Below are 12,851 nucleotides of genomic sequence, written 5' to 3'. Positions count from 1 at the left end.
AAAACATTAGGAAAAGAGGTAGAAATTAGATTGTAGCAAATTTAACATAAAAAAAATGCCAGTTATAAATAACTGGCATTTTCTATACAGCGAATACGCAATCAAGAATTACTTGATTTTGCCTTCTTTGTACATAACGTGCTTGCGAACTACAGGATCAAACTTTTTGATCTCCATTTTCTCAGGCATGTTTTTTTTGTTTTTAGTAGTGGTATAGAAGTGACCAGTACCAGCAGATGAATTCAAACGAATTTTATCGCGCATAATATAGCTCCTTAAACCTTCTCACCACGGGCACGCATTTCAGCAAGAACTGAATCGATACCCTTTTTATCAATAATACGCATACCTTTACAAGTAAGACGTAACTTTACAAAACGGTTTTCGCTCTCAACCCAGAAACGGTGTGTATGTAGGTTTGGCAAGAAACGGCGACGTGTGCGGTTTTTTGCGTGAGAAACGTTGTTACCAACAGCTGGTTTTTTACCAGTAACTTGGCATACTTTTGACATAGTGTGCTCCAATAACTTCAAATATAAGTGTCTACATAGTCGCATTTGAAGCTACTAGGTATACTTTTAATGCTCGGTTTATACAGTAAACCCAGACACAAATCAATAATAGTGCAAAATATCACCATCTTTAATCACATAAGAATAGCGCTAAAAACAGACGGCAACGGTTGATTTGTGAACGCAAATGCAATAAAACAGTTTAAAACACAAAAAAAAGCCCCAGAACAAGCAATAAAAATTAAATCAGAATAATTGCAAAAACTATTTCAATTCGCCTAAATGTACAAATGCGCAAGGCGTTCTTTCAGGTTATAATCCCCACTCCTTGATAGTGAGTTTACACCATGCTTAACGATATAGAATTAACCGACCTTAGACAACAATTCCCCGTTTTATCGCAACAAGTGAATGATCACCCATTAATTTACTTAGATAATGCCGCGACAAGCCAAAAACCCTTGTGTGTTCTCGAGGCGATTAATACCTATTATCGTGACATAAACGCCAATGTCCACCGCGCGTCACATGCACTCAGCGCGCAAGCCACATCTGCCTATGAAAATGCCCGCGATATCTGCGCGCAATTTATTAATGCCAATCGCAGTAAAGAGATCATTTGGACGCGTGGCACCACCGAAGCGATTAACTTAATCGCCAATTGCTTAACCACCAGTATCCAAGCAGGCGATGAGATCATCATTTCCACCTTAGAGCATCACGCCAATATAGTGCCTTGGCAAATGCTAGCACAACGTACAGGCGCCATCCTCAAGGTTATTCCGCTGTTACCGTCAACCGACATAGATATGCAGGCCTATAAGCAATTACTCAGCGATAGAACCAAGTTAGTGGCGGTTAGCCATGTCTCTAATGCCATCGGTACCGTGAACCCGATTGAGGAGATCATCGCGTTAGCCAAGCAAACGGGTGCGAAGGTATTAATCGACGGCGCCCAAGCTATTTCGCATTGGGAGATTGACGTGCAAGCCCTCGGTTGTGATTTTTATGTGTTCTCTGGGCATAAAATGTATGGTCCTACCGGTATCGGCGTGCTCTGGGGTAAAGAAGAAGCGCTTAATCAACTGCCGCCTTGGCAAGGTGGTGGCGAAATGATTAAAACGGTAAGCTTTGAACAAACCACTTATAACGAGCTACCATTTAAATTTGAAGCCGGTACACCCAACATTGCTGGTGCGATCAGTCTGGCGCGCGCCATGACGTTTCTAACCAGTTACGATCGACAAGTGCTGGCTGCTCACGAAGCCGAATTACTGGCCTACACCACGGCGCAACTCGAAAATATTCCGCGCATTAAGATCATAGGCTCACCGCACCATCGTGCTGGCGGTGTCAGCTTTATTATTGATGATGCGCATAATAGTGATGTGGGGATGCTGTTGGACTTACAAGGCATTGCGGTTCGCACCGGTCATCACTGTGCACAACCTCTGATGCAGAGTCTTAATTTATCCGGCACCATCCGAGTTTCGTTGGCTATTTATAATACCAAAGCAGAAATAGACTTCTTTATTAAAGCATTGAATGAACTACAAGATTTACTCTAATCTGTTACCGTATCTAGAGCACCGTTATTGTAATGAATAACAGATTAACTTTATCCAGCCAGGCTGCAAGTCTGGTTAGTAATACAGGAATGATCATGACCGATTTCTCGTCGAGCCCATTTGGCAACGAAATTACCAGTACCGATGTAATGACGTTATTAACCGCACAAGCTGGTTGGCAAAATAAATACCGCCAATTAATTTTGCTCGGTAAAAAGATCCCAGCGTTAACGGATGACTATAAAGTAGCAGAAAATAAAATTAAAGGCTGTGAAAGTCAGGCGTGGATAGTATTTAGTTGCGATAATGACGGACGTTTATGGTTTGGTCTGGATTCAGATGCACGTATCGTTAAAGGTTTAATGGCCGTGTTATTAGCTGCCGTTAATGGCAAAACGCGCGTTGAAATCGCAGCATTCGATGTTGATGACTATTTTTCGCAGCTTGGTTTTATGCAACAACTTAGTCCTTCTCGTGGCAATGGTTTAAAAGCCGTGATAGCAGCAATACAAGCGGCTTAATCGGCCGACATCAAGTGGTGAATCAATGTTCACCACTTGATCAAGTCACTCTATATTAATCAAACCTCAATCAAAAAAACTAGCTAATCATTACTTCTGCAAGTTTTTAATGATCAGAGCCGTACCCATGCCACCACCAATACACAGCGATGCTAAGCCATAGTCGACACCACGTTTTTGCATTTCGTGTAATAACGTTACCGTAATACGACCACCAGATGCACCCAACGGATGACCTAATGCGATAGCGCCACCGTTGACATTAGTCTTATCGGCAAACCAATCCATATCCACATTGTGTGCTTGAGTCAGATTAGTCATGACCCCTAACGCTTGCGCAGCAAAGGCTTCATTTAGCTCTAACAACTCCATCTGCTCTAATGACATATCAGCACGTTTAAGCGCTTGTTCAATCGCCGGTACTGGACCTAACCCCATCACTTTCGGATCGACGCCACCTTGACCATAAGCAATTAATTCAGCCATTGGTTCTAAGCCGTATTTTTCCACGGCTGCTTCTGACGCTAAGATAATCGCAGCGGCACCATCGTTAATACCTGATGCGTTTGCCGCGGTCACAGAGCCGTCAGCTTTAAATGCGGGACGTAACTTAGCTAAACCTTCAACACTGGTATTGTCTTTTGGATATTCATCGGTAGCGAAGCTTTGTGTTTGGCGACGCACTTTTATTTCAACTGGCACGATCTCGTCCACAAAACGCCCTGCTGCAATGGCTGCAACCGCTTTGTGTTGACTGCCAACGGCAAACGTATCTTGCTGTTCACGGGTTAAACTAAACTGCTCAACGATATTTTCAGCCGTCATGCCCATGTGGTAATGATTAAATACGTCGGTCAAACCATCATTAACCATGGCATCAACCATGGTCATGTTACCCATTTTAGAGCCAAAACGCGTTTTCGCAGGCATCAAATAAGGAATGTTAGACATACTTTCCATCCCAGCAGCAACCACAATGTCCGCATCACCCGCTTTAATATGTGCCGCACCGTCCATAATCGTTTTCATGCCACTGCCACAGATCATATTTAACGTATAAGCAGGTACACTAGCAGGAATACCCGCTTGCATAGCCGCTTGACGACCAGGCCCCATGCCTTGTCCTGCACTTATCACATTACCAACAATCACTTCATCAACGTGCTCTGGATTAACCTTTGCGGCTGCCAATGCGCCTTTGATCGCCGTAGCACCTAACGTAGCGGCGTCAACACCCGCTAAGCTACCGCCGAAACTACCCAGCGCTGTACGTTTTGCTGCCACGATAAATACTTTACTCATACCTTGTTTCCTTACTTGATGTGATCAGTTTTATTTTTCAAACATATGTTTGAATTGTATCACAAGTTATTAACATAACCGAGTTAAAGGGAAAACCATGAGTGGTATTAGCGGCGTAAAAACAGGAATATTTTAGATAGGAAACAACAGAACCAGGTTTTAAATAAAATAAAACCAGCGAATACAAGGTATATCAGCTGGTTGCAATCGCCTTTCAGCGCGTAATAGTATTGGTTAAACTCGTTTATTCAATACTATTATTCAGGTCGATAACGCGCTTCTCTTTCGGCTAATTTTTTCAATACCCGCGAAGCCGCAATTAAACCAAAGCTAGCCGTCACCGCGGTTGAAGAACCGAAGCCGCTTGAACAATCCATGCCCGTGGCGCCGTCAAGAAAGTTCTTGGTCGAACATACTTCGCCATCAGTACCTGGGTAAATTAATTGCTCGGTTGAGAATACACATTCAATACCAAATCGACTGGTTGGGTTCTTACTGAAGTTATGTAAACGGCGCAGATCAGAGCGTACTTTCGCCGCTAAAGGATCTTGATGTGTTCGAGATAAATCCAGCACTTGGATTTGGGTTGGATCGATTTGACCACCCGCAGCGCCAATAGTAATGCATTTGATTTTGTGTCGATTACAGTGCGCTAACAGTGCCGTTTTTGAACGTACGCTATCAATCGCATCAATCACATAATCGAAATCTTTGCTTATGTGCATACCAACATCATCAACAGTGATAAAATCATCTATAGTAGTCACTACACATTCTGGATTAATGGCACGAATACGCGCCGCCATTACATCAATTTTTTGCTGACCTATGGTGTCTTTTAAGGCATGAATTTGACGGTTAGTATTAGTCACACAAATATCATCCATGTCGATCAGGGTGATCTTGCCGATACCTGAACGTGCTAATGTTTCAGCTGCCCAAGAACCCACACCACCAATACCAATCACACACACATGTGCTTGACTAAAAAATTGCAGTGCTTTAACGCCATATAAACGCGCAATACCACCAAAACGATTGTCATATTCGGCCGACATACCTTACCTCAAATAAAACCAAAGGCGTATTATACCGATAACACCAGCTAACTACAAAAAGGATAGAACGTTTAGTTTAATTTGATTGAAATCAAATTAAACTGTGATAATTAATCATTGTAAAATGCATATTGAATTGCATAAAACAATAAAAAACGAGCCACCTTCCCCCCTATAAATGCATGCTAAACCAAAATAAAAGCATATTAAAACAATAGAGAATAAATAAATATTTACCAAGCCTTTTAGTTAAAAGCCCTGCTAATTATATAATAAAATCCAATCTTCATTGGCGCATTTTTTACCAGTTGCATAAATTTGCAACTATTCAATAAAAATATCCACAAGCAAACTTATCACAAAAACACCAACCACTTAAGAGATGGTTACATCCTTTGAAATGTGATCACTTAGTAATTATACAAAGCCAAACTGCATTATTATTTCAGCTAAATCTTCTACCTTTAATTTGGATAAATGATAATGAACATAGCATATTTTATTTATAGATACCGTCTATCACCCACGTCTTTGTTCTCATTTCTATTACATAAAAACCCCCAATTCTAATTGCTAAAAAATTTAATGTTGTACCCGATATTGGTATAACAAATAGCGAGGATAAAAGATGACAACATCAACTTTAGATAAAGAAAAAAAAGGCTTTTTTGCTAATTTAAAATTCCCATCTGCTTATACGATTCTATTTGCACTGATTGCCATTGTAGCCCTAATGACTTGGATTATTCCGGCGGGTCAATACGATAGAGTCATGAATAAAGACATAGGTAAAGAAGTGCCGGTCACAGGCACATATCATGCGGTTGAGAATAATCCACAAGGGTTTGTGGATGTCGTGCTTGCTCCTATCGATGGTTTTTACGATCACAATACCTATGCTGCTGCGGCAATTGATGTCTCTCTTTTCATTCTTATTATTGGTGGTTTTCTTGGGCTAGTAACAAAAACTGGCGCAATTGATGCGGGTATTGAGCGGGTGACGACGCGCTTAAATGGTCGTGAAGAATTGATGATCCCGATTCTAATGGCAATGTTTGCTGCCGGCGGTACTATTTACGGTATGGCTGAAGAGTCATTACCATTTTACTCGTTGATCGTGCCAGTCATGCTTGCAGCTCGTTTTGATTCGGTGGTCGGTGCCGCAACAGTATTGTTAGGTGCAGGCATTGGTGTATTAGGCTCCACGATAAACCCATTTTCAACGGTTATTGCAGCTAATACTGCAGGTATCCCTTTTACTGATGGCATGTTCTTACGTATCGCTATCTTAGCTATCGGTTGGTTAATCTGTGTAATTTACGTCATGCGTTATGCAAAAATGGTCAAAGCCGACCCAACAAAATCCATTGTTTTTGATAAACATGAAGAACATATCGCTCATTTCTTAGGAAATAAATCAGATGAAAAATTAGAATTTACAACAACCCGTAAACTAATTCTAATGATCTTCGTCGCTTCTTTCGCCATCATGATTTACGGTGTTGCCGTGGCCGGTTGGTGGATGGCTGAAATTTCAGGTCTATTCTTAGTTGCAGCCATTATCACAGGTCTCGTCGCTCGAATGAGTGAAGAAGAACTAACGTCTAGTTTTATTGATGGTGCTCGCGACTTACTTGGTGTTGCTCTCATTGTTGGTATTGCCCGTGGCATCGTCGTGATCATGGACCGAGGCATGATCACTGATACTATTCTCCATACCGCCGAAAATGCAATCTCTGGTTTATCTGGTATTGTCTTTATCAATGTCATGTATTGGATTGAAGTATTACTTTCATTCTTAGTACCCTCCACATCTGGATTAGCGGTTTTAACCATGCCAATCATGTCTCCATTAGCGGATTTTGCTTCTGTTAGCCGAGATTTAGTGGTAACAGCGTTCCAATCAGCTTCTGGTATTGTGAACTTAATTACCCCGACTTCAGCTGTGGTTATGGGTGGTCTTGCGATTGCTAAAGTACCTTATGTACGTTGGTTAAAATGGGTTGCCCCACTCATTGCTATATTGACTATTTTAGTGATGGCGATGCTCAGTCTTGGTGTCATCCTAGCCTAAATTAATTAGCATAATCTATTGTTACAATGCCCTTCCAGTCTCAAGGACGGGTATTTTTTTGCCTATAATTCTTCACTCTACAGTCCTCCTTGATACTTTACGTATTCCGCCATGACATACACCTGCTCTTGCCATTAATAGCTTCCGATAAAGCATTTATTTTTATAAAATCTGCTATAGATTTCACTACCAACATTTGTGGTATTAAACTTAAGTAAATCCTCCAAAAACGCATGCCAAAAATACAAAGAAATACTCATTTTACATTTCAAATCACGTGCAATTATCGACCTTAATATCGCGAAGCGAGCAGAGAATATCTGCCTTATTATACAAACAACGAAAACAGCAAGATTTAAAACAATAATAACCCCAAATAAAAACATGATCGGACTAGCAAATTAGCAACGAAAAATCACCTACCCATTTAGATATATACTCACTTCAACTGCATAAATTTTAACGATTCAAATAGTTCTTTAAAACCAACAAAAAAAGAGAGTAAGCAAATACTTTAAAATCAAAAGCTTAATAAAAAAACCGACAAAAAAACAGCTTTAGCATAATAACGCCGAGCTTGCCCAAGCATAATAAAACACATTTAAATCAACCAGTTACACACCATTAACAATGTATAAATGTGACTAAGATCGAAGATTGGCAGAACCTATATCGTATACTTCACCCATCAACTTAAAGCATGAATAGAAACAATAAAAATTCAAAAAAATTTAAACTTTCACATAACTAATCGTATTTCATAAACGCTTTAGCGAAGGATAAAATTATGAGTAACTTATATGTAGGTTCTGAAGTCGGTCAATTACGTCGCGTTCTAGTTCACCGTCCAAGACGCTCACTAAGCCACTTAACACCATCTAACTGCCACGACTTATTATTTGATGACGTGTTGTCGGTAGAAAGAGCGGGCGAAGAGCATGATGTGTTTACAAAAGTATTGCGAGATCAAGGCGTAGAAGTTTTACTTCTAAATGACCTTCTTGCTGATACATTAGCAATTCCAGAAGCTAAAGAGTGGTTGTTAACGAGTCAAGTATCTGATTACCGCTTAGGTGCTACATTTGCTAATGACGTACGCTGCTACCTAGGTGACTTACCAAACATCGACCTTGCTCAAATTTTAACTGGTGGTTTGTCTTACGCTGAAATGACAATGAAATCATCTTCTATGATGCAAAGCATACACGTTCCAACAGACTTCATCATTGAACCACTACCAAATCACCTATTTACTCGTGATACATCTTGCTGGGTATATGGCGGCGTTTCTATCAACCCAATGGCTAAAGCCGCTCGTCAACGTGAAACTAACCACGTTCGTGCAATCTATCGCTGGCATCCAATCTTCGCTGGTGCTGACTTCATTAAGTACTACGGTAATGAAGAAAAAATATACGACAACTCTACAATCGAAGGTGGGGACGTACTCGTTATTGGTAAAGGAGCAGTACTTATTGGTATGTCTGAACGTACCACACCACAAGGTGTTGAACAGCTAGCATCAAGTCTATTCAAGCACGGTCAAGCCAAACAAGTTATTGCAATGCAACTTCCTAAGCACCGCTCTTGCATGCACCTAGATACAGTAATGACGCACTTGCGTGAAGATACATTCTCTGTTTACCCAGAAGTGGTTCGTAAAGATGTGCAATGCTGGAACCTAACAGGTGATGAGTCTGGCGCAGTTAACGTGAAAGAAGAAGGTTACTTCGTTACTGCTATCGAAAAAGCACTAGGCGTAGGCCAGCTAAACCTAATCACAACAGGCGGTGACAGTTTCACTGCAGAACGTGAACAATGGAATGATGCCAATAACGTACTAACGGTGAAACCTGGTGTAGTAATTGGTTACGAAGGTAACTCTCATACTAACGAAAAATACGATAAAGCAGGTATTACCGTGCTACCAATACCTGGTGATGAACTCGGTCGCGGTCGCGGTGGCGCTCGCTGCATGAGTTGCCCAATTGAACGTGACGGTATCTAACAATTTAATTCACTGAGATAAATCATTATGACTAAAAAAACTGTTGTTGTAGCTATAGGTGGAAATGCACTGTTACGTCGTGGCGAGCCATTAGAAGCAGAGATTCAACGTAAAAATATCGCAACGGCTGCCCAGGCAATTGCTGAAATAGCCAAAGAATATAATGTTGTACTAGTACATGGTAACGGCCCACAAGTTGGTTTACTGGCACTACAAGGGTTGGAATATAAAGCTGTCAACCCTTATCCGCTTGATGTTTTAGGCTCTGAAACTCAAGGTATGATTGGCTACATTTTAATGCAGGAACTTAAAAATATACTGCCAGAACAGAATGTATCTTGCTTACTGACGCAGATGAGTGTTGATCCCAATGATCCTGCGTTTGCAGATCCGACGAAACCGATTGGTCCAGTTTATGCGGAAAAAGAAGCGCGTGAATTAGCAGAAAAACATAACTGGATTATCAAACCAGATGGTGAATATTTCCGCCGCGTAGTACCGAGCCCACAGCCGACTGGCATTATTGAAAATGACGCAATTGCAGCCTTAATCCAACAGCAGCATTTAGTCATCTGTACTGGCGGCGGCGGCATTCCAGTAAGACATGAAAATGGCAAATTAGTCGGTGTAGAAGCCGTTATTGATAAAGATATGTCAGCAGCTTATCTCGCCAGACAACTCCAAGCAGACGCGTTGCTGATTCTAACGGATGCTGATGCTGTCTTTATTGATTGGGGCAAACCAACCCAAACAGCGCTGCGTTCAACAACACCGGCTGAACTCGCACAATATAGCTTTGATGCGGGCTCTATGGGACCAAAAATTGAAGCCTCTTGTGAGTTCATTAAGCAAGGTGGCAAGTTTGTCGGAATCGGTGCTTTAGATGCGGGATTACGCATCTTGAAAGGCGAAGCTGGTACCAACATAACGCCAGATTAATTCGTTTCAATATATCAAGAATATTCGCGGCTACATAGCCTACGCAGTAGCCGCCAACCTAATTATAAAAGGATAACATTATGTCTTTCAATCTACGTAACCGTAACTTCTTAAAATTACTTGATTTCACACCACGCGAAATCCAGCACATGCTTGAATTATCTGCAGAATTAAAAAAAGCGAAATATAACGGTTATGAACAACCGCGCTTAACAGGCAAAAACATTGCACTTATTTTCGAAAAAAGCTCAACTCGTACACGTTGTGCTTTCGAAGTTGCCGCACACGATCAAGGCGCTCAAGTAACTTATCTCGGCCCTTCAGGTTCACAAATCGGCCATAAAGAATCAATGAAAGATACAGCGCGTGTTTTAGGCCGCATGTACGACGGTATTGAATATCGTGGTTTTGGTCAAGAGATTGTTGAAGAACTTGGAGCTCACGCTGGCGTACCGGTATGGAATGGCTTAACAACTGAATTCCATCCTACACAAATTCTAGCTGACTTCTTAACAATGCAAGAACACGCTCGAGGCAAACAGTTACATGAAGTTGCTTTCGCTTATCTGGGTGATGCGCAAAATAACATGGGTAACTCATTATTAGTGGGCGCAGCTAAAATGGGCATGGATATTCGTCTTGTGGCACCAGAAGCATTCTGGCCTAATGCGGAACTTGTCGCACAATGCCGTGAAATAGCAGCAGAAACAGGCGCTAAAATCACCTTAACTGAAGATGTACAAGAAGGCGTGCAAGGTTGTGATTTCCTTTATACCGATGTTTGGGTATCGATGGGTGAATCAAAAGATGCCTGGGATGAGCGCGTACGAATGATGACGCCTTACCAAGTTAATATGGACATGATCAAAAAAACGGGCAACCCGGATGTTAAGTTTATGCATTGCTTACCAGCCTTCCACAATGATGAAACAACTGTCGGTGCCGAAGTAGCTGAGAAATATAATATGAAAGGTCTTGAAGTGACTGAAGAAGTTTTTGAATCAAAACATTCTATTGTTTTTGATGAAGCTGAAAACCGCATGCATACCATTAAGGCCATTATGGTTGCGACCTTAGGTCAATAACACTGAATAATTAATACTTGAAAATCCAAGTATGCATGTAAGTTCATGCATACTTTTAACCTTGAGCATCGCACTTATTTTTAATGATCTATGGGTATGATGCAGTTAATATTTTAGGACGCAAAAAATGACCTTATCCTTCAGCAAGATTTATCTCTCTAATAAACATCAATCACGATTGGTTTCATTATTAATTGCTAAAAAAAGTCTTCTATTTTAAGAGGACTTTTTTTTACCTGTTTTTTACTAAAATAGGTGATTACATTTATAACTGTATCGAAATAAGGCAGGAGATAGCATGAACAATACTTTGTTTAGAAAGCACATAATTTCCATTCCAGAGCTCAGTAGATATGACCTGGAACTCATTGTGGATACTGCTAGAAAGCTCAAAGCAGACCCCAACCCAACACTACTGAAAAATAAAGTTATCGCAAGTTGCTTTTTTGAACCATCAACACGAACTCGTTTATCATTTGAAACGGCCGTGCAACGGTTAGGTGGCACCATTATTGGTTTTGACAATGCAGGTAATACGTCATTAGCTAAGAAAGGCGAAACATTGTCTGACTCAGTACAAGTGATCGCATCCTATGTGGACGCCTTTATTATGCGTCATCCACAAGAGGGTGCAGCGCGCTTGGCTTCAGAGTTTTCTAATAACGTACCGGTCATTAATGGTGGTGACGGTTCTAATCAGCATCCGACACAAACCTTACTCGATTTATTCAGTATTTATGAGACACAGGGTTCCCTCGATAATCTAAATATAGCCTTTGTTGGTGATCTCAAATACGGTAGAACCGTTCACTCACTCACCCAAGCTCTGGCTAAATTTAATAACACAAAATTCTTCTTTATTTCACCCGATATCTTAGCAATGCCTGATTATATACTGCAAGAATTACGCGATGCAGGTATCGAATACAGTTTACACAGTGATATTGAAAATGTGGTAGAGGAGCTTGATGTGCTGTATATGACTCGGGTTCAAAAAGAGCGTTTTGACGAATCAGAATATGCGCACATGAAAGCAGCATTCATTCTGACTGCCAATATGCTAAAAAATGCGCGAGATAACCTTAAAGTGCTACATCCTTTACCACGTATTGATGAGATCACTGTCGAGGTAGACAAAACCAAACATGCTTATTACTTTCAGCAAGCTGAAAATGGTGTTTATGCGCGCGAAGCACTACTTGCTCTTGTCCTTAATGAACAGTTTTAATTGGGAGAAAACCAGATGATTACAAAAAACCAATTGCAAGTTGAAGCAATTAAAAATGGTTCTGTTATTGACCATATCCCTGCAACTTTAGGGATAAAAATATTAAAGTTATTCAACCTGGAAGCTTCAAACCAAAGGGTCACCATAGGTCTAAATTTGCCATCATCAGCACTTGGTCATAAAGATTTAATTAAAATAGAAAATGTATTTCTCAATGAAGATCAAGCCAACCAATTAGCATTGTATGCCCCCCATGCGACAGTAAACCAAATAGAGAACTATGAGGTTTCAAAAAAATTGAAGCTAGCTTTACCTCATGAAATCGCCGCAGTGTTTGCTTGTCCAAATAGTAATTGCATTACCCATAATGAACCCGTAGATAGCCACTTTGCTGTTGTGGCAAATCATGAGACTGTACAGTTAAAATGTAAGTATTGTGAGAAAGTATTTTCACGTAAAATCATGACTGAATGTAATTAAATACATCTCGATGATAATCCTGTAAAACAAGACGTTTACGGGATTATTTACTAACTAAATACTATATATCCCACAT

Annotated in this window: 12 protein-coding genes; 8 read left to right on the top strand and 4 right to left on the bottom strand. The window is 40.6% G+C overall.

The features are described 5' to 3' along the window. Window positions 1-108: 108 nt before the first annotated feature. Window positions 109-264, bottom strand: coding sequence for a 50S ribosomal protein L33 (rpmG, locus tag HRT96_RS16715; RefSeq protein ID WP_006030957.1), 156 nt, complete (start codon window positions 262-264; stop codon window positions 109-111). Between the two features lie 11 nt (window positions 265-275). Then, a complete protein-coding gene (gene rpmB, locus HRT96_RS16710) occupies window positions 276-512 on the bottom strand; it encodes a 50S ribosomal protein L28 (protein ID WP_006030956.1) in 237 nt (78 codons plus the stop codon). Between the two features lie 347 nt (window positions 513-859). Between rpmB and HRT96_RS16705 the strand changes: the two genes are divergently transcribed. Next, window positions 860-2,080 carry a cysteine desulfurase gene (locus HRT96_RS16705; RefSeq protein WP_293159029.1) on the top strand — a complete coding sequence of 407 codons (1,221 nt, stop codon included), beginning with the start codon at window positions 860-862 and terminating at the stop codon, window positions 2,078-2,080. Window positions 2,081-2,112: 32 nt separating this feature from the next. Continuing rightward, window positions 2,113-2,601 carry a cysteine desulfurase sulfur acceptor subunit CsdE gene (gene csdE, locus HRT96_RS16700; RefSeq protein WP_293159027.1) on the top strand — a complete coding sequence of 163 codons (489 nt, stop codon included), beginning with the start codon at window positions 2,113-2,115 and terminating at the stop codon, window positions 2,599-2,601. Between the two features lie 90 nt (window positions 2,602-2,691). Here csdE and HRT96_RS16695 read toward each other — a convergent pair whose 3' ends face one another. Both HRT96_RS16695 and tcdA read right to left on the bottom strand, forming a co-directional pair. After that, window positions 2,692-3,903, bottom strand: a complete 1,212-nt coding sequence (locus tag HRT96_RS16695) for an acetyl-CoA C-acetyltransferase (RefSeq protein ID WP_293159025.1) — start codon at window positions 3,901-3,903, stop codon at window positions 2,692-2,694. A 257-nt stretch (window positions 3,904-4,160) separates the two neighbouring features. Further along, complete coding sequence (gene tcdA, locus HRT96_RS16690) at window positions 4,161-4,961, bottom strand: tRNA cyclic N6-threonylcarbamoyladenosine(37) synthase TcdA (protein ID WP_293159023.1); 801 nt, start codon at window positions 4,959-4,961, stop codon at window positions 4,161-4,163. A 628-nt stretch (window positions 4,962-5,589) separates the two neighbouring features. Here tcdA and HRT96_RS16685 point away from each other — a divergent pair. From HRT96_RS16685 to pyrI, 6 genes are all read left to right on the top strand, one after another. Next, complete coding sequence (locus HRT96_RS16685; protein WP_293159021.1) at window positions 5,590-7,035, top strand: YfcC family protein; 1,446 nt, start codon at window positions 5,590-5,592, stop codon at window positions 7,033-7,035. 787 nt (window positions 7,036-7,822) lie between these two features. Beyond that, the gene (gene arcA / locus HRT96_RS16680; RefSeq protein WP_293159020.1) at window positions 7,823-9,043 is read left to right on the top strand and encodes an arginine deiminase; all 1,221 of its coding nucleotides are present in this window, start codon (window positions 7,823-7,825) and stop codon (window positions 9,041-9,043) included. Between the two features lie 27 nt (window positions 9,044-9,070). Next, entirely contained in the window at window positions 9,071-9,982 is a 912-nt protein-coding gene (arcC, locus tag HRT96_RS16675) for a carbamate kinase (protein WP_293159018.1), read from the top strand. Between the two features lie 80 nt (window positions 9,983-10,062). Further along, window positions 10,063-11,067, top strand: coding sequence for an ornithine carbamoyltransferase (gene argF / locus HRT96_RS16670; protein WP_293159016.1), 1,005 nt, complete (start codon window positions 10,063-10,065; stop codon window positions 11,065-11,067). Window positions 11,068-11,365: 298 nt separating this feature from the next. Then, complete coding sequence (pyrB, locus tag HRT96_RS16665) at window positions 11,366-12,295, top strand: aspartate carbamoyltransferase (protein ID WP_293159014.1); 930 nt, start codon at window positions 11,366-11,368, stop codon at window positions 12,293-12,295. A gap of 15 nt (window positions 12,296-12,310) precedes the next feature. Next, window positions 12,311-12,775, top strand: coding sequence for an aspartate carbamoyltransferase regulatory subunit (gene pyrI, locus HRT96_RS16660; protein WP_293159012.1), 465 nt, complete (start codon window positions 12,311-12,313; stop codon window positions 12,773-12,775). Window positions 12,776-12,851: the final 76 nt, after the last annotated feature.

Source organism: Moritella sp. (assembly GCF_013215705.1).
Taxonomy (GTDB): domain Bacteria; phylum Pseudomonadota; class Gammaproteobacteria; order Enterobacterales; family Moritellaceae; genus Moritella.
The sequence above is the reverse complement of the archived record's forward strand: the minus strand, read 5'-3'. Positions and strand labels throughout refer to the sequence as shown.

What these genes read in the sequence shown, in the direction of transcription:
- pyrI (WP_293159012.1), top strand. Translation starts at nt 12,311, where the DNA reads ATGATTACAAAAAACCAATTGCAAGTTGAAGCAATTAAAAATGGTTCT.
- HRT96_RS16705 (WP_293159029.1), top strand. Translation starts at nt 860, where the DNA reads ATGCTTAACGATATAGAATTAACCGACCTTAGACAACAATTCCCCGTT.
- HRT96_RS16685 (WP_293159021.1), top strand. Translation starts at nt 5,590, where the DNA reads ATGACAACATCAACTTTAGATAAAGAAAAAAAAGGCTTTTTTGCTAAT.
- arcA (WP_293159020.1), top strand. Translation starts at nt 7,823, where the DNA reads ATGAGTAACTTATATGTAGGTTCTGAAGTCGGTCAATTACGTCGCGTT.
- arcC (WP_293159018.1), top strand. Translation starts at nt 9,071, where the DNA reads ATGACTAAAAAAACTGTTGTTGTAGCTATAGGTGGAAATGCACTGTTA.
- csdE (WP_293159027.1), top strand. Translation starts at nt 2,113, where the DNA reads ATGAATAACAGATTAACTTTATCCAGCCAGGCTGCAAGTCTGGTTAGT.
- tcdA (WP_293159023.1), bottom strand. Translation starts at nt 4,961, where the DNA reads ATGTCGGCCGAATATGACAATCGTTTTGGTGGTATTGCGCGTTTATAT.
- rpmB (WP_006030956.1), bottom strand. Translation starts at nt 512, where the DNA reads ATGTCAAAAGTATGCCAAGTTACTGGTAAAAAACCAGCTGTTGGTAAC.
- pyrB (WP_293159014.1), top strand. Translation starts at nt 11,366, where the DNA reads ATGAACAATACTTTGTTTAGAAAGCACATAATTTCCATTCCAGAGCTC.
- rpmG (WP_006030957.1), bottom strand. Translation starts at nt 264, where the DNA reads ATGCGCGATAAAATTCGTTTGAATTCATCTGCTGGTACTGGTCACTTC.
- argF (WP_293159016.1), top strand. Translation starts at nt 10,063, where the DNA reads ATGTCTTTCAATCTACGTAACCGTAACTTCTTAAAATTACTTGATTTC.
- HRT96_RS16695 (WP_293159025.1), bottom strand. Translation starts at nt 3,903, where the DNA reads ATGAGTAAAGTATTTATCGTGGCAGCAAAACGTACAGCGCTGGGTAGT.